This window comes from Pseudidiomarina sediminum DSM 21906 (assembly GCF_000423165.1).
In the GTDB taxonomy this organism is placed as follows: Bacteria; Pseudomonadota; Gammaproteobacteria; order Enterobacterales; family Alteromonadaceae; genus Pseudidiomarina; species Pseudidiomarina sediminum.
The window spans coordinates 255564-279078 of record NZ_AUHL01000006.1 but is presented as its reverse complement, the minus strand read 5'-3'; the positions used below and the strand labels follow the sequence as shown (position 1 = coordinate 279078).

16 protein-coding genes are annotated in these 23515 nt (G+C 50.2%); 10 read left to right on the top strand and 6 right to left on the bottom strand.

All coding sequences use genetic code 11. The features are described 5' to 3' along the window. Positions 1 to 127: 127 nt before the first annotated feature. Both G535_RS0102945 and G535_RS0102940 read right to left on the bottom strand, forming a co-directional pair. On the bottom strand, positions 128 to 2284 hold the full coding sequence (locus tag G535_RS0102945) for a S46 family peptidase (RefSeq protein WP_026860700.1): 2157 nt from the start codon (positions 2282 to 2284) through the stop codon (positions 128 to 130). Between the two features lie 196 nt (positions 2285 to 2480). After that, a complete protein-coding gene (locus G535_RS0102940; RefSeq protein ID WP_051206922.1) occupies positions 2481 to 4961 on the bottom strand; it encodes an ExeM/NucH family extracellular endonuclease in 2481 nt (826 codons plus the stop codon). Between the two features lie 227 nt (positions 4962 to 5188). On the opposite strand from G535_RS0102940, the gene G535_RS0102935 reads away from it, so the two are divergent. Further along, positions 5189 to 5887: a 2OG-Fe(II) oxygenase gene (locus tag G535_RS0102935; protein ID WP_026860698.1), complete on the top strand. Its 699-nt coding sequence runs from the start codon at positions 5189 to 5191 to the stop codon at positions 5885 to 5887. Here the strand turns inward: G535_RS0102935 and G535_RS0102930 are convergent. Beyond that, complete coding sequence (locus tag G535_RS0102930; RefSeq protein ID WP_026860697.1) at positions 5873 to 6322, bottom strand: OsmC family protein; 450 nt, start codon at positions 6320 to 6322, stop codon at positions 5873 to 5875. The two genes, G535_RS0102935 and G535_RS0102930, sit on opposite strands and share 15 nt — an antisense overlap. A gap of 73 nt (positions 6323 to 6395) precedes the next feature. Between G535_RS0102930 and G535_RS0102925 the strand changes: the two genes are divergently transcribed. Together G535_RS0102925 and G535_RS0102920 are read left to right on the top strand one after the other, a co-directional pair. Next, complete coding sequence (locus tag G535_RS0102925; protein ID WP_026860696.1) at positions 6396 to 8075, top strand: NAD-dependent malic enzyme; 1680 nt, start codon at positions 6396 to 6398, stop codon at positions 8073 to 8075. Between the two features lie 69 nt (positions 8076 to 8144). Beyond that, complete coding sequence (locus G535_RS0102920; RefSeq protein ID WP_026860695.1) at positions 8145 to 9143, top strand: hypothetical protein; 999 nt, start codon at positions 8145 to 8147, stop codon at positions 9141 to 9143. A gap of 10 nt (positions 9144 to 9153) precedes the next feature. On the opposite strand, the gene G535_RS0102915 is transcribed toward G535_RS0102920, so the two are convergent. Next, positions 9154 to 10365 (bottom strand): Nramp family divalent metal transporter, encoded by a 1212-nt coding sequence (locus G535_RS0102915; protein WP_026860694.1) that lies wholly within the window; start codon positions 10363 to 10365, stop codon positions 9154 to 9156. A 222-nt stretch (positions 10366 to 10587) separates the two neighbouring features. Between G535_RS0102915 and G535_RS0102910 the strand changes: the two genes are divergently transcribed. From G535_RS0102910 to G535_RS0102885, 6 genes are all read left to right on the top strand, one after another. Further along, a complete protein-coding gene (locus tag G535_RS0102910) occupies positions 10588 to 10845 on the top strand; it encodes a hypothetical protein (RefSeq protein ID WP_026860693.1) in 258 nt (85 codons plus the stop codon). Positions 10846 to 10962: 117 nt separating this feature from the next. Further along, positions 10963 to 11994, top strand: coding sequence for a DUF3667 domain-containing protein (locus G535_RS0102905; RefSeq protein WP_051206921.1), 1032 nt, complete (start codon positions 10963 to 10965; stop codon positions 11992 to 11994). A 10-nt stretch (positions 11995 to 12004) separates the two neighbouring features. Further along, positions 12005 to 13039, top strand: coding sequence for a bifunctional glycosyltransferase family 2/GtrA family protein (locus G535_RS0102900; protein WP_034727401.1), 1035 nt, complete (start codon positions 12005 to 12007; stop codon positions 13037 to 13039). Between the two features lie 344 nt (positions 13040 to 13383). Then, positions 13384 to 16086: a TonB-dependent receptor gene (locus tag G535_RS0102895; protein ID WP_026860690.1), complete on the top strand. Its 2703-nt coding sequence runs from the start codon at positions 13384 to 13386 to the stop codon at positions 16084 to 16086. A gap of 63 nt (positions 16087 to 16149) precedes the next feature. After that, complete coding sequence (locus G535_RS0102890; RefSeq protein ID WP_026860689.1) at positions 16150 to 16884, top strand: membrane protein; 735 nt, start codon at positions 16150 to 16152, stop codon at positions 16882 to 16884. After that, positions 16881 to 18509 carry an FAD-binding oxidoreductase gene (locus tag G535_RS0102885; protein WP_026860688.1) on the top strand — a complete coding sequence of 543 codons (1629 nt, stop codon included), beginning with the start codon at positions 16881 to 16883 and terminating at the stop codon, positions 18507 to 18509. Before G535_RS0102890 ends, G535_RS0102885 begins: the two co-directional genes overlap by 4 nt. A gap of 25 nt (positions 18510 to 18534) precedes the next feature. Here G535_RS0102885 and G535_RS0102880 read toward each other — a convergent pair whose 3' ends face one another. Next, positions 18535 to 19806, bottom strand: a complete 1272-nt coding sequence (locus tag G535_RS0102880) for an NAD(P)/FAD-dependent oxidoreductase (protein WP_026860687.1) — start codon at positions 19804 to 19806, stop codon at positions 18535 to 18537. Positions 19807 to 20030: 224 nt separating this feature from the next. Between G535_RS0102880 and G535_RS0102875 the strand changes: the two genes are divergently transcribed. Beyond that, complete coding sequence (locus tag G535_RS0102875; protein WP_026860686.1) at positions 20031 to 20936, top strand: MaoC/PaaZ C-terminal domain-containing protein; 906 nt, start codon at positions 20031 to 20033, stop codon at positions 20934 to 20936. A gap of 4 nt (positions 20937 to 20940) precedes the next feature. Here G535_RS0102875 and G535_RS0102870 read toward each other — a convergent pair whose 3' ends face one another. Next, entirely contained in the window at positions 20941 to 23475 is a 2535-nt protein-coding gene (locus G535_RS0102870) for an acylase (protein ID WP_084616766.1), read from the bottom strand. Positions 23476 to 23515 lie beyond the last annotated feature (40 nt).

Sequence of the window (23515 nt, the reverse complement as noted above, 5' to 3'; positions counted from 1 at the left end):
CGACCGCCATTAGTCATTAGACGCGAAAATAACCGCGAGTGTGACCCTTTAGAAGGTAAAGATAACACAAATAAAAACACCGCCCAGATGAGCGGTGTTTAATTAACGGCTTAAAAAGCTAATTAAATTACTGTAATCCTAGCTCTTTTAATAAATTATCAGCACCGTCCACTTTCTCCATTTGCCACAGCATAAAACGGCTGTCGACTTGAATTGAGCGGGTGTTGTCGATGTTGAAATCCCAATCCGAAATAATCGAGTCCAAGGTTCCGTCGAACGCTAAACCAATCAATTCCGCTTTCCCGTTGAGTACTGCCGAACCTGAGTTACCACCGGTGATATCTAAGGTTGCCAGGAAGTTCACTGGTACTGAATTGAGGTCATCAACGTAGTAGTCGCCGTAGTCCTTCGCTGCAATCGCATCAAGTTGCGCTTGTGGCGCATTAAATTCACCTTCACCGGTCGCTTTTTCTTCAATACCACGCAAGGTCGTAAAGGCAGTCCAAGCTGTACCGTCGTAAGTGCCGTGGTCGCGGCCTGTGACGGTACCATAGGTCACACGTAAGGTGCTGTTAGCATCTGGGTAAACCGCTTGGCCTTGCTCATGCATGTAAGCAATTTTCGCTTTCATGTAGTTTGCATAAGCTTGTTGGATTTTGCCTGACAGCTCTTCATCTTCATCTTGCTCGGCTTGTTGTTGCGGGAACAAGGCAACCGCAGCACTAACAAACACATCATTGCTGTCGCTAAACTGGCTCGGCTTCGCTGCTAACAGCTCATTGCGGGTCGCAAGTTCGGTTAAGCTTGTGTTGTCGTACCATTTCGCAATCAATGCACGCAGCTCAGCGTCAGACATGTCATTTTTCAAGCCTAATGCTTTATCAAAAGTCGCATCACGCTGCTCAGCAGGCACTGCAAGATAGTTCTTCAAGTTGTAGAAGTCCATTGCCTGTTCAACGGTCACATCAAAGCTACGATCAAGACCCGCCATATAGGCTTTGTAACGCGGTAAATCACGCTCTTGATAACCTACTTCACGTTCAGCATCCGGTTTCGTCTGCTCTTGGCTTAATTTATACAGCGCTTGTGCCACACCCAATAAACGTGGCGTTGCCAACGAACGATAGTAGTTTTCACGCGCTTCGTCGTGACGTTCAGCCAACAAAGTTTCAATTGCTTTCAAGTCATCAGCATAAGCAGCACGGTTTTCTGCGCTACTGTTGACCCATGCGGTCAACGCCTTGTGTTCAGCTTGTTTGCGCTCAAGTAAATCTGAATCAGCGAAGCTGTCCAACATACCTTGACGGTTCTTCATGTAGTTGTTCAAACCAGCAACACGGCTTGCATATTTCAGCTCTGCGTCTTTGTCTTCTGCGGTTTGCTCAGCAATGATGTCTAAGTTATCGCGGAAGCGCTGCACCGTGTTCGGATAGCTCCACTCGAAGGTATCTTGTACTTCACTTGGTAAGCGGTGACGGTTGGTGCGACCTGGATATCCCAATGCCATCACAAAGTCGCCTTCATTCAAGGCTTCTTGGCTGATCTTTAAGAAGTGATCCGGCTGATAAGGCACGTTATCTTCAGAATACTCCGCTGATTCACCTTCCGGGCTAACATAAGCACGATAGAACGAGTAATCGCCAGTATGACGTGGCCACATCCAGTTATCCGTATCGCCACCAAATTTACCTACACCTTCAGCCGGCGCATGCACTAAGCGCACGTCTTTGATTTCAAGCTGCTTGATCAAGTAATACTCAAGACCACCATAAAATGACGACACGCTACAACGGTGCCCCGCATCTTCTTCACAGGCCGCCACGATCGCTTTGTAGTTATTTTCAATCGCGTCAACACGTGCTTTACCGGTTAATTTCGCGGTTGCGGCATCAATCACTTGGTCGGTAACATTCTCGACCGCTTTGGTCACAAAAATACGTGAACCTGGCGCGGCAGACACTTCATCGCTCAACTCAGCGGCGAGGAAGCCATTGGCCAACAAATCATTCTCAGGCGTTGAGTTATACGCAATGCTGTTGTAGACACAGTGATGGTTGGTCACGACCAAACCTTGCGGTGAGACAAAGGATGCTGAACAGCCACCAAGGCTAACCACGGCGCCCATTGGGAACTCAGTCAACTTGGTCAATGCGCTTGGGTCAAGTTCCAGACCAGCGGCTTTTAATTGATCAGCGATTTCAGGCAACTGCTGCGGCATCCACATGCCTTCATCAGCGAGCGCCGACGTGCTGATCAAGGCCAGCGCGATGAGTGATTTTTTCATGACGTTTCTCTTTCTTTTTATTCAAGGAGGGTTAACGAAATTTACGTTCTTCATCATTGACGGATGTTAAGCACTTGTCAATCTTTGATCGCGCTTAACACGCTCACCAACATCAGGCTGCGACCAGCGTCCTCTATAGCAAAACGCCGATCCCAAGGGACCGGCGTTGACATACTCTATTACAACTTTTGTCAGCTTAAGCGCGACGACGCACTAGACCTAATACCAAAGCACCTAGGCCTAACCAAATTGGGAACGAGCCACTGGTGGTTGCGTGATCAAGGTTCGGCGTTTCGTTGCCACCTGGAGGCGTGCTACCACCATCGTCAACGTCAGGATCACCGCCATCATTATCACCGGTATCACCTTCAACAGTTGCAATCGCAACAACTACTGGGTCATGGTCTGAACTACGGAACGGGTCAGCATTGAAGTAATTCGCAATCAAGAAATCGCTCTTGTACTCCATGTTGTAATCAAGTGCTGCGGGTTCGTCAGCATTGATTGCCCAGTTCACCACATCAACCACTTTCTCGCTTAAGCTTGGTGAAGCAAACGCGTGGTCCAAAGACCCTGCCAAACCGCGATACATGTAGGTAAGGTTATCGGCACCTAACATCGCCATTTGTAGGTCAGTCATGCCCGCATCAACGAATACTTGTAACGGATCTTCCATGCCATAGGCATTAAAGTCACCGATAATCAGCACGTCATCGACGGCGCGACCGGTCAAGTCACCACCTAACCATTCCAGCAATTTCTCAGCAGCGCTTACACGGGTGGCATTCCAACAGCCTTGACCGTCGCCACTGTCTTTGTCACCTTCAGCGGCATCATTCTTACAACCGCCTTTTGAACGGAAGTGGTTCACAACCACAGTCACTTCGTCTTCGTTCGCCAAATCGTGGAAGGTTTGTGCAATCGGTGGACGGCTACCGTAATCAAATGGCACGTCGGTAGTAAATACTGCAGTACCGGTCTCAGCCACACGGTCCGTACGATAAATCATCGCGTTGGTGATGGCATCGGTACCGATATAGCTCGCATCACCGAAGCTGACAAACGCCCACTCGCTGTCGCTGACTGCATTTAATGCTTCAACCAGCTGCGCGATGGTGCTGTGCTCATCAAAACCATCGTTTTCAACTTCGTTCAAACCGATAATGTCGGCGTTCATGGCATCAAGTGCTGCCACAATTTTGCTTAACTGACGCTCGTACTCTTCCGGCGTATTTGCTCCACGCTCCGTTGGGAAGCCGCCACCTTGGCCGTCACCGTTAAACAAGTTCTCAACGTTAAATGACGCAACACGCAAGTCACCTTGGTCAACAAAATCAGGCGTATCCATACGCGGGTTGGTATCAACGTACTGAAGATCCGCTGTTGGCAAGAGACGGTATTTATCAAACGAATAGTGCACCACCCCAACTGGGTTGGTGATTTCTGTACCTAAACGTAAGCTGTTTAGCGCTGACAAACCACCTGCTGGGAAAGGCACATCTTCAGCATTAGTAATGCTACGCGCATCGTCAACCCAAAGGGTATGCAGCTTCACGTCGGCTTCTTCCAGCTCACCCGGTGCGGCAACTTGCGTTGGCGTATATAAACGCTCTTTGACAATGCCGAACTCGCCATACTGCGCCAATTTTTCCGTGTCATTCACTTCAACCGCATGGTCAAACTGCACCAACATGCCTTCCACCGCTTCAAAGTCGTTCATTGATGAAACTGGCAAGCTAAAGGTTGCAGGCGTTACTGTTTGCCCCGTACCACACACCGTAATATTGGTAATATTTTTCAGCTGTGTTAAGTCATAGTATTCCGCGACCAAACCGGCAATACGGACCTTGTCACCGACTTGCACGTCAGTGTCGGTGTGGTAGACAAAAATACCTTCTGAAGTACTGGCATCGCCATCATGATCAGCGTCTTCTTCTTGTAAAAAGAAGCCTTTTAGTACTTCCAAACCCGTCTGGTGATCAGCCGTAACGATGGCTTCAATCACAATTTCCGAGTCAATAATTGGGCTAGAAAGACCTGCGCCTTGGACTGCTGAAATAAGTGTTGCTGGGTCACCACAGGCACCAAAGTCAGGAGCTGGCTCTGGTTCTGGCGCTTCAACACCACCGTGGCCCAAGTGGCTACCTAAATCGTCAATGTTATCGCGTGGGAAGGCATCAAACTCAACATGCGGCTGATAGACATCATCAGGATTAGTATCACCGCTGGTGATCGAGGCTTTACGACGTAATGACTGCTCAGCCATTTCCACGCCTTCGCTCGCCCAATACTCTGCAACGCCAACCTGACCCATCGAATCCACGACAGTGTCACCATTTTTTAGCACCAGCGCATCGTTACCGTTGTAGAAAAGGTTACCGGTCTTATTTGCCAGCGCTTTGATTTCACCACTTGCTTGCGGGTGCGCAACGACAAAAATGCCATTCGGTGGCAAGGTACCTTCTAAGGCAACGGTGTTACCTGCTTCAGTATCACCGTTAGAATACACTTCTAGCACGTAGGTGCTGAGGTTAATTTCAGTGCTTCCAGCATTGAAAAATTCAACCGCTTTATTGTTGCTGCTACCTTCGATGTATTCTGAAATGATGATGTCCGCATGGGCAGCGCTACTGGCAAAAAGTGCTGACAATGCGAGGGCTAGATTATGACGTTTCATGCTCTATTCTCTTCGTTTTTTGAGTCCACAAGGGATTTGGGCGCGTAACTATAGCGCAAGAATGATAACAATTTAATGATTTTTTGTTACAAGCGAATGACAATATGACAACCTTTAGCCTCCATTACAAATGCTAATTTCGTTGCGGCAGAATTCGCAGTTTGCATGGAGAATAGGTATGCTAACGTCTTCTTTTGTTGCGACTTAGTAGAACAAGAACACCCAATATGACGCATGATTTTATTGAAGTTTATGATGACGCGCTGAGCCCTGAATTCTGTCAAAGCTTTATCAAAACCTTTGACGCCAGCCCGCACTTGGTCGATGGCCGCACCGGCGGCGGCGTTGATCGCAGTAAAAAGCACAGCACCGATCTTTACCTCAACCGGCATGCCGAGTATCAGCACCACTTGCGCACCATTTTGCAAGCAACAGAACGTTGCTTATTGGACTACTTTAAAAAATACCGCTTTGCGTTGATCGCTCCCGTCGCCTTACAAGTACGCCATCCAGTAACAGGTGAGGCGGTGGCGCTTACCCACGAGAATTTTGACGAGGTTGCGGCTGGAAATGAGGCGGCATACATGCAGTTTTTGTATCGCTTGGGACCCATTCAAGCGCAAAAATATCTCCAGGGCCAAGGCAATTACAACTACTGGCACTGTGAAGTATTCCCAGAAAAACAGGGCGTCGAAGCGCTGCATCGCAGTCTGCTCTTCATGTTCTACCTCAATGATGTCAGCGAAGGGGGCACTACTGACTTTTACTATCAACAACGCAGCATCGCCCCGCGCCAAGGGCGGATGGTGATCGCTCCTGGCTACTTCACCCACACCCACCGCGGTTGCGTACCTGAGTCGAACGACAAGTACATTTTAACCAGCTGGGTACTGATGAATTCAGGTCAACAACTATTCGGTGGTTGAGAGCTCTGCACCCTCGCTGTCAAACACCCGTACGTCGACCTCAATACCTGCCCGCACACTTTGCGTCACCACGCAGAAGTCTTCGAACTGGCTGAGCACACGGTCGAGGTTCGCGATACTCGCACTCGCGTTGCCAAGGTGGAGCTCAACCGCCATTTGCGTGATGCGCCAGCGCCCATCAACCCGCTCCAAACCACCCTTGACCGTTGCAGCCACCTGACCGGGATCGCCTTTAAACTTACGTACTGCAAACATTAAGCTGGCCGCAAGGCAATTGGCAACTGAGGCCGCCAGTAAACGACTAGGGTTGGGGCCCTCGCCACCTCCCAGTGGAGCTGGCTCATCAGTGGTAATAGCACCAAAATCACCGAAATCGACAGTAAACTTATACGTGTCAATTAACTCAAGTTTCACTTCAAAGGTCGGATTTTCCATGTGATCCTCATTAAAATTTGCCATAATATCGGGTTCTTAACTGTTGACATGTACGCGCCAGGAGAATGATTCCATGAAGAATCCGCTGTATATTCCCTATGCAGGCCCAAATCTGTTAGAGACCCCATTACTCAACAAAGGTAGCGCATTTACTCGCGAAGAGCGCGCTATGTTTAATTTAACAGGCTTGTTGCCGCCGCGCTATGAAACCATCGAGGAACAAGTGCAGCGCTGCTACATGCAGTTTTCAACCTTCGATACTGCGCTTAATAAACACATCTACTTGCGTGCGATTCAAGATAACAACGAAACCTTGTTCTATCGTTTGGTCCAAGAGCATCTTGAAGAGATGATGCCGATCATTTACACGCCGACCGTTGGTGATGCCTGTGAGCAGTTTTCCGACATTTACCGCAGTTCGCGTGGGTTGTTCATTTCATACGAAGAACGCGATCAAATTGAAGATATCTTACGCAATGCCACCAAGCGCAAAGTAAAAGTCATCGTGGTCACTGACGGCGAGCGTATTCTTGGTTTAGGTGACCAAGGTATCGGTGGTATGGGTATCCCGATTGGTAAGCTGAGCCTCTACACCGCCTGCGGTGGTATCAGTCCGGCCTATACCTTGCCAGTCTGCCTTGATGTCGGCACCAACAACGAAAAGCTGTTAAACGATCCGATGTACATGGGCGCGCGCCACAAGCGTATCGACCAAGCGAGTTACGATGACTTCCTCGAGAAGTTCATGCACGCGGTACGTCGCCGTTGGCCTGAAGCCATGATCCAATTTGAAGATTTTGCGCAGCCAAACGCCATGCCGTTATTACGCCGCTACCGTGATGATTTTTGCTGCTTCAACGATGACATTCAAGGCACCGCTGCCGTTACCGTAGGTACCCTCTTAGCCGCCTGTAAAGTCAAAGGTGTCGCCCTAAAAGAGCAGCGTGTAGCCTTTGTCGGCGCTGGTTCTGCCGGCTGTGGTATCGCTGAGCAAATCATTGCACAAATGGTTGCTGAAGGCCTCAGTGATGCCGAAGCGCGCCAACGTATTTATATGGTAGATCGCTTTGGCCTACTGACCGATGGCATGCCTGATTTGCGTGACTTCCAGCAAGCCTTGGTGCAATCCCCCGACAATCTCGCGGACTGGCAACATAGCGGCGACTATGCGTCCTTGTTAGACGTCATGCATTGCGCCAAGCCAACCATCTTAATTGGCGTATCTGGTCAACCAGGGCTATTTACCGAGCAAGTCATTCGTGCGATGCATCAATACACCGAACAGCCGATTATTTTCCCGTTGTCGAACCCATCACGCCAAATTGAAGCGCACCCTGCGCACGTGATTGAGTGGACTGAAGGTGCGGCGATTGTTGCGACCGGCAGCCCGTACGACGCCATTAAGTTTAACGGTAAGAGTTATCCGATTGCACAGTGCAATAACAGCTATATTTTCCCTGGTATAGGCTTAGGTGTGTTAGCCGTGAAAGCGCGCATTATTACTGATGAAATGCTGATGGCGGCGAGTAACACCTTGGCTGAAGCGTCACCGCGTGCACAGGGTGATGGCGAGAACCTGTTACCACCACTGACCGAAATCGGTAGTTTAAGCAAGCGTATCGCTTTTGCCGTGGGTAAAGTCGCGCAGCAGCAAGGTCATGCGCTGGAAATCAGTGACGACGTACTGCAACAACGTATCGACACACATTTCTGGCAACCGGCCTACCGTAGCTACAAACGCGTAAGTATTTAAGCTTTCTTAACTGGCGCAACGCGCTGTTTCCTTGTATGTTCAACAACATGAGACAAGGATAACAGCGCGATGACTCCAGCTTTCAAAACCATCTTCACTCTTTTTCTTAAGACCTTGCTATGCTGCACTTTTGCGGCAAGCCTGTCGCTGAGCTACGCCCAGCAAACCGAGAGTAGTGAAACGCTCGAAGAAGACACCGAAGAAGTATTGGACAACGTTCGTGAAGGGCTGCACACGTCCGTCAGTGCGACGGCCGCATGGCTCGACTCATTTTTTGGCCCGACGGAGTTTGAAGCCGATGCTTATGAGGACGTGTACGGCAGTTTGACCATTGCCCCGCAGTGGGATGAGTATGATGGTTTTGAGGTCGATTCAAGCTTGCGCGCCAAAATTATCTTACCGCAAGCCAAGCGACGCTTTTCTGCCATCATCGGCCGCGGCGATTTTGATGATTTTATTAACAATCAGCAAACCACACGGCCCACGGTGATCCGACGCGACAATGCCGACGAAGAGTGGATGGTCGGGCTTGGGTTTGATCCCTTCGTTGAAGCTGAGCACGATTTGTCATTCGGGGCCGGCTTCCGTGGAGGTCTCGCCTTCGAACCGTATGTGCGCGCCCGCTATCGCTATGAAACCATCGTTAATGAGCGCAGCGAGCTACATTTTCAAACGGTTGGGTTCTGGCGTGATACCGATGGCTTTGGCATTGGCCAAACCATCGAGCACGATTTCGCGATCAGTGACCAATGGTTCAATAAATTCTGGATTCGCGGCACCTTTGCCGAGCGCACAGAAGGGGTACGTTGGCATGCCTCAGACCGAGTCTATTACATTTATCACCCAGAACGCGCCATCGGCGGTGAGCTATGGTGGTACGGTGAGACCGAAGCAGAAGTTCCGCTACAAGACTATGGCGCCAAGCTACTGCACCGCGCGCGGGTGCTGCGCGAATGGTTTTATTTAGAGAGCTGGGTAGGGCTGCACTGGCCGCGTGAAGTGCTGCATGAACAGCGCAAACCTCGCTGGCTGGTGGGTATAGAACTCGAGCTTCAATTCGGCCACTAGTACCGACGCGTTACCAAAACGCTAGCGCAGCGCCGATACTGCGCACTCCTAAACCGGTGGCAATCAACACCACCACCCCGGCCATGAGGTTCTGCCACCCGGTATTTCGCTTGGCGCCAAGCATGGCATGGTTGCAGGCCCAGAGCAGAAACAGCGCCATCACCGGCAAGAGCAGACCATTCGCGACTTGGGCAAGCCAAATCACTTCAACCGGTTTTAACTTGAGTGAAGCGATGAGCATCCCCACGCTAATCACGCCAATCCAAGTCAAACGAAACGGTAAGCTTCTTAAATTAGCACCATAACCTAACAAACCACTGAGTGCGTACGCGGCCGCTAAGGGTGCCGTTAGCGATGAAGAAAGCCCCGCAGCAAACAAGCCAATCGCCATTAGCCAAGTGGCACTATCGCCCGCCAGTGGCCGCAGCGCTTCACTTAAGTCGCGTGCGCCTTCCAATTGCACTGCGTGACCAAAAAACGCCGACGCTGCGGTAGACACTATGGCTATAGAAATAAGCCCACCGAGCGGAATCGATACCACGAGATCACGACGTGCATCGGCAAGTGCCGCATCCCCAGACCACTTCTTCGCAGCGCTGGCAGCGTGCAAAAATAAATTGTATGGCACTACGGTCGTACCGATAAGCGCCACCACGGTGAGCACAGAACCCGCTGGCAATGACGGGACCAGCAACCCGCTAAAAAAGGCGCCCCAGTCCGGCTGGCTCAAGATCAAGGTCGCAATAAATGCCCCGCTCATCAGCATTACTAAAGCAATGAGCACGCGCTCGAGCTTGTGATAATTCCCCGACCACAAGAGCACGATCGCAATACCTCCAATCACTATCGGCATCCACGGCTGTGGGGTGCCGGTCACACCGGCGATGCCTAGCGTCGCTCCCATCAAGTTGCCCCCCTGGTAAACACTGTTACCAATCACTACCGCAAACAAAATAAGCGCAATCGCTCCCCAGCGCAGCATCGGCGAGGCAATATGTTGATGAATAGCTTCACCTAAACCCTGTTGGGTAACCACACCCAACCGTGCCGCCATTTCCTGCAAAATCATGGTCGCTAGTACCGAAAAAACCAGCGCCCATAACAGTGCATAGCCAAAGTTAGCTCCCGCAAGGCTTGCGGTCACCACGGTGCCGGGGCCAATAAACGCGGCCGCAACTAGTGTCGCGGGACCAAACCACGTACGTTTCGGTTGTTGTGTCATGAACTGCTCTCTCGTTGTGCTGGCACTAAGGCTTTTTTCGATATTCTGTTAACTTACGCAATCCTCTTCAAACACGCAATCTAGCAGGCGTTTGCAATCAGTAACGCACCATATTTGCTATGTAAAACTCATGAAAACCAAGGGGGCTCAAGGTGAATTTTTGCGCATTTCATAATGTTCTGAGGTAAACTAGAGAACATTAGCTACTTGGAGGTGCTGATTATGAATCGTTTGTTAACCTTACTTGTTGTCGGTATTAGTTTAAGCTTGCCAATGGGCGCATACGCCCAAGCAAAAAACGATACACAAGACCAAAAGGCGGAACAAAAAGTAGAGGACCGCAAAGCGGCACTACGTGAAAAAATGAAAGCTGAGCACGAAGCAATGAAAGCTGAGCGTGAAGCGCAGCGTAAAGCTCTGCAAGAAGCTTCATCAGACGACAAAAAAGACAAAAAGAAAAAAGATAACGGCGACAATTAATCCCGCAAACGTTGTTGTTTTCACAGAAACCAACCTCAACTGAGGTTGGTTTTTTTGTGTATGACAAGCGAGTTACGCTAAACTGTCAAAAAAACAACATGAACCCATGATCAAACCATGACAGAAACTCACCCCACCGCGATAAGTGCTTCAGAAAGTGCTAAAGATGCTTCTGCGGCCAATGCAACACTCTCAGAGCTACATCGCTGCAAAAACTGTGACAGCGAACTGTTGGGAGATTTTTGTCATGTTTGCGGTCAGCAAGATCGGCAGTACATTCGCAGTATTTTTGCTGTCGTCGGTGACTTATTTGGTGAAATCAGTCACTGGGATTCACGCTTTTACCGTACCTTGGTAAGTTTATTTGCCCGCCCAGCGTTTCTCACCCAAGAGTTTGTCCGTGGTCGGCACGCTTCTTATGTACCACCACTGCGACTGTACTTCTTCATCTCGTTGATTTCATTTTTTGTTTTGACGTCACTGATCGATTTTTCCGCGACCCCAATCGACGTGAATGGCGCAGAAGAGACGCAGCCCGCGGCAGTGGAAAGTGTTCTCCAACAAACGCAACAAGAGATTGAACGTGGCTTACAAGCAGCTCAAGAAAAGGTACCGCCAGAAGCCTCCACCGTACCCGAAGATCTTAAGGTTAATATTCCCTTTGTAAGTGACGCGCAAAATTTAGCGATCAAAGAACGCTTAGACGTCTTGGCGGAAGATCCTAATATTCTCATCAAGCGTTTGGTGTCGTTAGCACCGCAGATGATGCTTCTGATGCTCCCCTTCTGGGCGCTATTTTTAAAAATCACCTACATGTTCTCGAAGCGCTATTATCTTGAACACCTGACCGCAGCGCTGCATACCCACGCTTTTTTATTGCTGTGTTTAACAGTGCTAACGCTCGTAAGCAAAGGCTCAGCCTGGGCGACGACAGCATCAGGTAGCCCTTTATTCGAAGACATCGTGAATTGGGTGGAGAATATTTTGTTATTTTGGATGGTTAGCTACATGCTGTTCACCCAAAAGCTATTTTATGGCCAAAGTTGGCCAATGACACTTTTCAAATTCCTTTGGTGTGGTGTAGCCTACACGGTTCTACTAAGCATTGCCTTCATTGTCATGATTTTGATTGGACTTTTAACCGCATAGAGAGCAGATTTTGCCGACACATCAACCCGCAATTATTATTCCTGCGTACAACCCAGATAACCGTTTAATAGATTTAGTTCGTAACTTGCGTGCGCAAGAAGCAACCACGCGTCCAATTATTGTCATCAATGATGGTAGCGACGATGCCTCCATCTTCAATGCGCTGGCTCAATTTGACGCCATTACCGTACTCCATCATGAGCAGAATCAAGGTAAAGGTGCTGCACTAAAGACCGCCTTTCATTGGGTATTAGAGCACTGTCCAAGTTGTTCTGGAGTCATCACTGCAGACGCTGACGGCCAGCACTTACCGAAAGATATTTTACGTATTGCGCAAGTTTTCGCCGAACAGCCACAGGCCCTGTGGCTCGGCAGTCGCAACTTCCGTGAGAAAGGTATTCCGTTTCGCTCATGGCTTGGCAATACTTTTGCCCGTGCGACCTTCCGTCTTGGACTACGAATCAATATACCCGATACCCAAACCGGACTGCGTGGCGTGCCTCGGCAATTACTCCCCGAGCTCGTCAAAGTTGAAAGCAACCGCTACGATTTTGAACTTGATATGCTCGTGATCGCCAAGCGCGCGCAACTTGAGTTCCTCAGCGAGCCCATTACCACCGTCTATGAGAATGGCAACAAGAGCAGTCACTTTAAGCCACTGCAAGACTCTGCACTGATCTATAAAAAGTTCTTAAAATTCTCGGGCGTCGGCATTGCTTCGGCCGCCATTGATTATGGCCTTTTTGCGCTAATTTACGGCTTCACTGGTGAGATTCTCGTCGCCATTGCCTGCGCTCGGCTCTGTTCAGGTATTTTCAATTTCAGTATCAATCGCAAATGGGTCTTTGGCAAAGGCGGCTCACTGACTCGCGATGCCTCGAATTACACTTTGCTTGCTGTGCTTCTCGTTAGCGTCAACTATGGCCTGACCAAAGGCTTACTATGGGCAGGCGTATCACCCTTTATCGGCAAGCCCGCGGCAGAAGTGATCATTTTTCTTTTAAGCTACCGCTTTCAGAAAAAACTCGTCTTCAAATCTAACTAGGACACATCCCGTTACATTTGCCCTGATAATTAACTACATTTTTAACATATTTATTCAATAATAAATTATTCCAAAACCTCTTGAACAACTTTTTCACCATGGGTAAGGTTTCCAATGGAAGCCTTACCCCGTCGGCCTAGTGGCATTTTAGAACTTTCTCAAGTTGACTATACAAGACCACAAAACCCCGTAAATATGGCGTTTAATTATACAACTTTTCAATATGTCTGACTTTACACCAATACAAAACAGACTATTGTTAAGTTGTATAAACAAGTTGCGCCGGAATAATTTGGTGCAATAAAGCTCAACTATAAAAATGATAATTTATTCAGGGTGACATCATGCAAAGAAGACCTCTTTCGACGCTTTCTCTTGCCATTAGTTTGGCCTTAGTGCCAACTTCAGCGGTAGTAGCGCAAGACAACCAAACACAAGCAACGGATGCTGATGAACGTATTAAAGTAACTGGCTCACGCCTACAGCGTAAAGAAGCAGATAGCGCTGCGCCGGTGCAAGTTTTCACAGCAGAAGACATTGAGGTCTCTGGGGTAACATCGGTCGACGCTATTTTACAAAAAATGTCTGCCTCAGCAGGTTTTGCCGGTAATCAAAGCAACGCCTACTGGACCGGCAACGGCTACGGTACCACGCAAGTTAACCTGCGAGGTCTAGGAATCAACCGAACCCTAGTGCTATTGAACGGCCGACGCGTCGTTAATGGCGGTACCGGTGCCAATAGCTCGGTCGACTTAAACATGATCCCGATGGAAATGATTGCCCGCATTGAAGTGCTCAAAGACGGTGCTTCTGCCATTTACGGTGCCGATGCAGTTGCCGGCGTCGTCAACATTATCACCAAGAAGAGCTACGATGGTTTCGCCATTGAAGGTCGTGTCGGCGCCACTGATGAAGGTGATGGTCAAGACCGCAGCGTCAACGTGACTTTCGGTGCAAGCAATGACAAAGGTCGTGTGATCGCGAGCGTTGGGTATCGTACCGCAGAAGAGATCAATATGGCTGACCAAGCCGGTTGCGCCCTCGCGGAAGTGACCCCTGGAAAACTTTCATGCGTCGGTAGTTCAAGCACTAACGGCGGACGTGCAACAATCTTGAGCGGCCCTAACGCAGGTGACCGCATTAACTTCAATCAAGACCCAAATGGCGACGGCGACTTTTTCGAACCTTATGATGGCGCCAAACATAACTCTGATTCGTTCCAATACCTCAACGCCGTTAACCCAATCACTAACTGGAACTTCTCTGTTATTGGTGATTACCAGTTAACGCCAGATACCATGGCTTTTGCAGAAGTAATCTACAACAACCGCAAATCAGATCAGTTAGCAACGCCTGGCACCTTGCGCGATATCGTTTTTACCGCCGATCACCCAACCAACCCAACGGGCGAAGACATTCGTCTTGACCGTCGTCGTCTACTTGAAGGCGGTCCACGTACCTTCTTCCAAGATGTAAATACCTTCCGTACCGTGGTTGGCTTAAGCGGCTATTTACAAGGCACTTGGGAATGGGAAGTTGCCTATAACTACGGTCGTAACACCGCCATTGACGGTATGACCAACATCGTTAACTTGGAACGTCTCGCACAAGGTCTTGATGCCGATACCTGTGGCAGCAACGGTATTCCGTGCATCGACTTACTTGGTTATGGTGATGTGTCTCAGGAAGCGCTCGAACATATTTTATTCCGCACCACCGATAACGGTGGTAACGAACAACGTTCACTCACGGCAAATATCACCGGTGAACTCTTTGAGCTCCCTGCGGGATGGGTGCCGGTCGCCTTCGGTGTCGAACAGCGCAAAGAAAAAGGCTGGCGCCATCCCGACTCTTCAATTGCGGCAGGGATCATGAATACCAACCAAGCCGAACCGATTGAAGGTAGCTATACCGTCAATGAAGTCTATGTTGAAACCGCGCTACCGATTTTGCGTGATGCGCCATTGGCACAGTCGCTCGACCTCGAAATGGCCTATCGTTACAGCGACTACGACACCTTTGGTAGTGACGGCAACTACAAAGTGGGGCTGCAATGGCAGGTTTCCGACAGCTTAAAAGTACGTGCAACCCAATCAACTGCCTTCCGCATTCCGAACATTCCAGAGTTATTTGGCGGTGTCGCTGAAGGGAACTTGACCACCACAGATCCGTGCGATGGTTGGGATCAAGCTGGGGCAAACCCAACTGTGGCGGCGAACTGTCAAGCGGACGGTCTTCCGGCCGGCTATACTCAGTTCGGTTCGACCGTACTGACCACAGTAGGTGGTAACCCTAACCTTAAACCTGAAGACGCAGAGACCTTCACAGCGGGCTTTGTCTGGGATGTCAGCTTTGTTGAAAACCTACAGTTGACCGTCGATTACTACAACATCGATGTGAAAAACGCGATCCAAACAATCCCTGGCTCAACCAAGCTTTCGGTCTGTTATAACTCGCAGAATATGTCACACCCATTCTGTAACCCAGAGCATTTCACGCGTGATGATTTAACGGGTGAAATCAACTTCTTGTCGGCACAACCAACCAATGCCGCCACAGAAAATGTGTCGGGTATTGATATGGCCTTATTCTACCAAACCAACTTGGCTGGCTGGAACAGTGACTTTAGCTGGAATGTAAGCTACCTCGATGAATACACCTTCGCACCTTTTGCAGGCGCTGACGAAATCGAGTACGCAGGTTACATTACCGGTGGTCGTGGCAGCTACACGCACTGGCGCTCAAATGCTAATGCGACCTTCGCAAAAGATGACTGGCGTGTGCACTACTCAGTGCAGTACATCGGCGGCGCCGATGACATCAATGCTTCAGAAGGTGATATTGGCGCGCAAGCTCCAAGTGTGTTCTATCACAACCTGCAAGGTTCGTACTTCATGAACAGTAACCTCACCCTTTCTGCGGGCGTGAACAATCTGTTTGATAAGGATGCGCCTTTCATTCAAAGCTGGACCGACGCGAACACGGATACCATGACCTATGATCTCTTAGGTCGCCAAGTGTACTTCAAAGTGCGTTATAGCTTCTAAACACCTGCTCGTTGCCGTAGCTCTTGCTGCGGCAACGTTCACTTTATCGAACTGAGGTAATACATGACGCAGGTTAAACATTCCAGTCGCTGGCGCGTATGGCACCGCTGGCTTTCTTTGGTGTTTGGCGTACAAATGGTGCTCTGGAGTATCAGCGGCGCCTATATGGTGTTTTTCGATATTGATTACATCCATGGTGACCACTTAATCAAAGACATTGCCAGCCCTGTCGCACCTACGACCGAGCTCGCTAGCATCGACGCCGTGTTAGCGAAGTACCCCCATAGCCAGAGCATCGAGCTCGAAACGCGCTGGCTCAATAACCAAAATGTGCCGGTCTACCATGTTACGGGCCATCAAGGTGAGCGCGTACTCGATGCGCAATCCCTCGAGCCAATTGTCTTTTCCAAACAAGACATTGAGGCCTTGGCGGTGCGCTATTACGCCCTCGAGGATCCAGCAGTTGCTTCTATTGTTTATCTAACCGACGAAGCACCGAGCGAGCTCAATCCGAAATTACTGCCGATTTGGCAGGTCAATTTTGATGATTTTGGCAGCACCAGTTTCTATCTGTCCGAAACGAGCGGTGAACTGCTGGTCAAACGTCACACCTTTTGGCGTGGTTTCGACATTTTCTGGATGATCCACATTATGGATTATGAAGACCGCGTTGATATTGAAACCTGGTGGCTACAAGGCTTCATTATCGGGACCTTCTTATTGATGATCACCGGAGTGGTCTTGCTGTTCTTTACCATTAGCTTTAAGCGCAAACCTAAACAAGGAGAGAGCGCATGATGCGATTTATGCAATGGCTCCACCGTTGGGTAAGCCTTATTCTCGTGATTCAAGTGCTGTTGTGGTTGATCAGCGCCGTGGTCTTCACCTTGATGGGCCACCATGGCATGTCAGGTCACCAATACAAAGCCCACACGCATCCAGAAATGCTGAGTGAATTAGCCCCTAAGTGGCCGATTGAAGCCGTGCATCAGGCCTATCCAGACGCGACGCAAGTGCGTCTCACTAGCGTCCTTGAGGTACCGCAGTATCGTATTGAGAACAATGGCCAAACCATCTATCTCAATGCCCAAACTGGCAACATCTGGGAAACCTCAATTACCGCAGCTGAGCGGATCGCACTCGCCAGCTATGAAGGTCCTGGGCAAGTCGAGATGGTAACTGCCGTTGATGGCTCTGACGAGCTCGTGGACTGGCAGCAACCAGGGTTTCGTATTGCGATGGATGATGACCTCAACACCCGTATCTACGTTGACGCGGCATCTGGTGACGTCGTTGATCACCGGAACACGCCGTGGGTGATCGCCGATTGGGCATTTCGCTTGCACTTTATGGACTACACCGGTGGCCGCAGCTTTAACCACCTCGTCATCTGGACTGCCGGCTTACTCAGTTTATGGTTCGCGTTATCGGGTCTGATCTTGCTGTTTCGCAATATTGCACAAGGTGACTTCAATCCGCGTCGTCGTCCAACCTGGCTAGAGCAACTGCAAAATGAAGCTCAGCCGGTGGCGAGTAGTTGTGGTGGTGGCGGCACCTGTGGTCTTTGTAAAGTCACCTACACCTCGGCGGTGAAGCCTAAGCCTACGGCTGCGGAGCAAGCGATGCTAAGCGATGCTGATCTGGCTGCTGGTATGCGCTTGGCCTGTCAGCATCGGGTCAATCATCATGACCAAATTGAACTCGCCGATGCCGATGCCACGACACATCGTTTAACCTTGGTGAACAAGCGTCAGTTGTCGCCATCGATTGTCGAGTTACGCTTTGCCTCGACGGCGCCGTTCCACTACCGTGCAGGCCAGTTTTTGCAGTTCAAAGTGCCACACAGTGATGCAGTAATTACTCGCCATTACTCCATGGCTACAGCTGCAGATACCGAGCACTTAGTCTTTACGGTACGTAAGATGCCAGCCCCGTCGCCTGAGCTTCCTGCTGGGATTGGCTCAAGTTACCTAACCGAGCTCGAACCGGGTCAAAGTGTTGAAGCAGTGGGTCCGTTTGGCGACTTCTTGCGCACCGACAACAACCAGCGTACGCAGCTGTTCATTGGTGGTGGCGCAGGCATAGCTCCGTTGCGAGCCCTGCTGCAAGACGAGCTACAGCAAGCGCAACCGCGAAAATGTGTCTTTTTCTACGGTGCACGCCATGAAAACGAACTCTGCTATCGCGACGAGTTTAGCGATCATGCTCACGTGGATTATACCCCTGTACTCTCCGATGAAGACTGGGATGGTGCCACTGGCTATGTGCACGAAACGGTTGCTGCATGGCTTGCAAACCAAGATGTTGAACAACTTGATGTCTACGTTTGTGGTCCGCCACCGATGCTAAAAGCGACGTTAGACATGCTTGCCGCGGCAAACATTTCGCGCGCACGCATTCGCTTAGATGATTTCGGTATCTAAGCTCTTTGCCTCAAGCGTTTGCGAGTTACTTCAAACGCTTGAGGCCCATCATGCGCATGCCCACGCGCTCATACACAGGCTCACTGGTACCGTGACGCACTTTAAACAAAAAGTATTTTTCAAAAGCTACTTTGGCCCAGTGCACCCAGCGCCCTGATCCTGTCCAGTTTCGATTACGTGGCGGATTTTGTGGCACCGCAAGAAAAGCCGCCCCGGTATTGCCCATATCTGCCAGACAAAGCGCACTTAGCGTCGGTTCAACCTGCGCCTCATGACCAGTGAGGTTGGCCTTGATGTTTTGCACGATCGCCGTCGTCATTGATTCAATCATCAGGCCTGTTTTTGGCGCTCCCACCGGCACAGGTGTCGCTTCGATCGGCGCTAGCGCGACACAGACACCAGCAGCGTAAATGCGCGGATAATGTGGCGAGCGTTGATAGCGATCCGTCTGCACAAATCCCTTCGCATTACAGAGCTCTGGCACAGCCGCAACCGCGGGACTGCCTTTGAATGCTGGTAAGAACATCGCTAAGTTAAAGGCCAGCGTTTCTTGCGCTTTGTCATTACCATCTTCATCAACCACAACAAAGTGCGCGGCTTGCTCGGTAAATTCGGTCACCTTTGCGTTACAAATCCATTTGATACCATGCTCACGGAATTTGTGCTCCATAAGTCCTTTCGAGTCGCCAACGCCACCTAAACCCATGTGTCCCAAATAGGGCTCAGGGGTCACAAAAGTAATAGGAACGCGATCCCGTAGTTTACGCTTGCGTAGCTCATATTCGAGTGACAGCGCGTATTCATACGCAGGCCCAAAACAACTTGCACCCGGTAACGCGCCAATCAATACCGGGCCTGGGTTTTCAAGCAAACGCTGAAACGCGTCATGCGCTTTTTCAGCATGATCAACAGTACAAATCGATTGCGTAAAGCCCTGCTCTGGACCGGCGCCAGGCACCGCTTCAAAAGCCAGTTTAGGTCCGGTACAAAGCACCAAATAGTCATAGTCTAGTGTACTGCCATCACCTAACTTAAGCTGTTGTTGACTCGCATCAATTTGCCCAACTCCCGACGCATTGAAACAAATGTTGTGTTTCGCAAAAATCTGCGGCATCGCTAACACAACTTGCTCACGCGTACGCGAACCTAACGCTACCCACGGATTTGACGGCACAAAGTTAAACGTTTCACTTTCACCGACAACAGTGATTGTTACGTCTTTCGCTAGCGACTCGCGTAATTCAAACGCTACCGAAACACCACCTAGACCAGCCCCCACTACCACGATATTCGTCATCTCGAGCTCCTTTAATTTAGATTTATCTAAAATATGATAGATAAACGAAGATCCGTCAAGCGCGGATGAAATAGCGACAATGGGTGTAAGTGTTGCGTTATCGCGAGCTCCTCCTTGGGCTAAACTATTCCATGCTGTTCCATGTTGCAGTACGATGCCAGATTGCCCTGCTTGCGGGCGTAAGATTTATGTTATACTGGCGAGCAGTTAACTGAGGAAGAGATATGCAGGACGTACACGCCAGCTTGGCACGCTCACAACCCCTCCCGAAATTACCGGGTATGTTTTTCCGTTCACTATTTACGGTGGCACGGAACGATCAGGATGAAGCGCCAGCGACAGAGCTCAAAGCCAACTTTACGGCAGCGGCCTTAAATGCCGAGCATGTGAAGGCTTACAGAGAAGCATTTGACGGTTTCGTCAGTGAGGTGCCTTTGACGCTGATGTACTGCCTTGCACAACGGGTTCACCTCGCACAAATGCTCGGCGAAGACTTCCCATGGCCTGCGCCTGGCTTGGTCCACGTAAGCAATCGTTTAGAGCAGCATGCAGCAATCGCGTTGGACGCATCTTTTACCATTCATGCCCATATCAAACTTCCAGCACGTGGTCCAAAAGTGTCACCTCGCCGCTTGCGCCCGCTCTTTACCGTTGAGTTTTGGCAAGCCGATACCAAAGTGGTGACCTGTGTAAGTGAGTATCAGGTGATGCCTAAAACTACCGGCAAAACCAACAAGCCACGCGAGAAGAAAAAAGGTCAGCTCCCTGGCGAAGATTGGCAGCCTATCGGTGAATGGTCGCTCGACACCACAGCCGGGCGTTCTTACGCACGCCTTTCCGGTGACTTTAACCCAATTCATATCCACCCATTGCTCTCACGCTGGTTTGGCTTTGAACAGCCGATCATTCACGGGATGTATATGGCGGGTCGTGCGCAAGCCGAAATCGAGCGCCAGCATCAACGCCCAGTGCAGGCTATTGACGTAACGTTTAAGCGTCCGGTACCACTACCGGCAAGCATTAGCTTATGGCAGCAGCCGAGCTCAACCACGGACGGCCGCTACCAGATTTTTGGCGCTGATGATCAGCTCCAACGCCTTGAAGGTAATTACACCCTCACCGCGGAGTAGTGTGCTAGCGCACACTCTCCCCAGTTAAGCTCAACTGTTCCACCGCAGCGGCAGCAATATCTTCCTGCTGGAAGTGCAACGTCCGTAGTTGTGGCTCGGCTGAATACAACAAGGTTTGATCAAGGTAATGGTACGAACGACTGTCGGATGCTTGAGAATACGACAGCAACCCATTGGCTACAGGCCCCTCATCGGTAAACTCCATCGCAAACATCCAGCTTGAACCATAAGTAATGTGATAGCCCCCAGCAGCAGCGCTCAAATCCGAACCAGGCAACAATGGGTAGGTATGCCGTGGCAATGCCGTACCATCGTTACTCATGTTGCTACGGAAGACGTTAAAGCCGCCCTCAACATTATTAGCGCCACCCCAAGGAAGCTTCTGCCCTGAAGGTTGACCATTCGGTAGACTGCGCTCAACAAACTGCACCGCACCTAAGGGTGCATCCACCGCCAAACCAGCGTTCTCAATACGTTCTTGCGCCGTTGCCAATTGCTGCAACACAATCGCGTTTTGCGCGAGCGTATGCGGTGTGGTCACAGGTTGCGCCGGATCATACGCCACTTGCCATTGCGGTTGACGACGGAACTCGGTAGCGAACTCACGGAACATCATGGCACCAACGCTATCGAGGTTCATACGTCCATCAAACTGCGCTAACGCCTGACAACCTGTGGAAATATCAACACTGGTGCCGGTAGCACTCATGACCGGTGTCGTACCGCGGGCTTGGCAATGCTCAACCAAATCAGCTAAAACGGCCTCTGAGAGCCACGCTCGGTTGTTGATCAAACGGTCCATCAAATCTTCGCGGGTGAACTTGCCATCCACCGAACCGCCTTGTGCCAGCATCTTTTGCCCCATCCGCGAACGGAAGCTTTGTTCATTGCCAACAGGTCCCCATAAGGGTGACACACCACTGATAGGTGCAGCTGGGTTCGTGAGCCAAAAGCTATCATTCGAGTTTTGCACAAAGTCGGTACGCTCTAATTGCGGTGCTTGGGCAAAAGGTACCGTCCCTTGTGGCAGATACAAGCGCTCATCCCCTGGGAAAATAAATAACCCAGCTTGTTGCGTTAGCCCTTGGTACAACGGATTTTGCGACCATGCCGCCAGTGCCTCAGGCACAATATTTGGCACCGATGATCCGTCGGTAAAGAACGCATTGCCGTCTTTATCGACCGCCATGGCGTTGTTAAACACCGTCCCGGTGTAATCGACAAAGGTTTGCTTATAGCTGTCGATACTGTCGGCGCGGTTCATTCCAAGCCAATGGTCAAACAACTCAAAATTAGGCAAGTTTGCATCATGTAAGGCATATGCCACTTGGCCGCCCGTGAATGGGTCGTTGCCCCAGGTTAGGGTGTTGGGTACCACAATAATCGGGCCAAACTCGCTGTGATAACTTGAGCGTTGTAGCGTCATGAAGCTGTCTGGGCCGGTCGCGACCTGAATTTCGTGGTACTTTTTCGTCATCGGTACCGATTCACCGTCGAGCACATAAGACGTGCCTTGCGGTACATCTGGGTCGAGCGTCAAGCGATGCAAGGTAAAGCGTGATGCGGTTGAAAAGGTATGGGTCCAGGCGACATTTTCATTAAAACCAATGTTGACGATGCCCGGCATACCAGATAGCGAGCCTCCGACAACTTTCAACTCGCCAGGAATTTCCACGCCAAATTGCCAAAAGCGTTGGTTCCCGGTATGCGGAAAATGAGGGTTGGCGATAAGCATCCCTTGCCCTGTGGCACTTAAATCTTTACCAATAGCCCAGCCATTCGAGCCTGACTCAGTTGGGTTAGTATCTGGGATCGTTGCGTGTTGCGCGGCAATGGGTGACAAAGCAAGCCCTTCACCTGTTGCTTTATTGGTCGCGCCACTGGTTTCACTCGGGGGCACGGCAAGAAAGAGTGGACCGGTAAAGTTGGCAGCACCAGGCAACAAAGCTACCCCTTGCGCATAGGTCACAAGATCAATTGGAGTGATTGGCTGTACCCACGGCTGACCCGCGCACTGTGGGTCAATATGGTCAACACCTGTATCTGCCAAATAACGGTTATAGCCAGCTGCATAGCCAGTAATCAGGGCTTGTGAGTGCTCACTAAGCTGATCAAAGCCTTGCTCTGCGTTGTCACGAATGCCTAATGCTAAAAAGCCAAAGTCATTCACAATATTGTCAGAGTCACCACTGCCTGGGACACGGTCAGGTCCAAGGTACATCGAACGTTGCGAATTAAACTTAATTACTTGATCGGCCAAAATACAGATGTTGTCGCGAGCAAACGCGTACCCAACACCGTAGCCGAGGCTTTCAAGGTTTTCGGCGTTCACGTACGGCACACCATAATCGGTCCAAGTGATGTCCGCTGCTAATTGTCCATTGGGGGCGAAACTAATCAGACCGGTTGGCGCAGGATTGGTGATGACGACGTCATCCACAGGAGCGGGATCATACCCGTCACCACAGCCAACCAACACCAGCGTACTCGAGGTCACTAACGTTGCTAGTAGGCTCCGTTTAAAATGTTGTTTTGCCATTATCGCTTCCTAGTTGTTTGTTGTTTTTATGTAGCTTTCA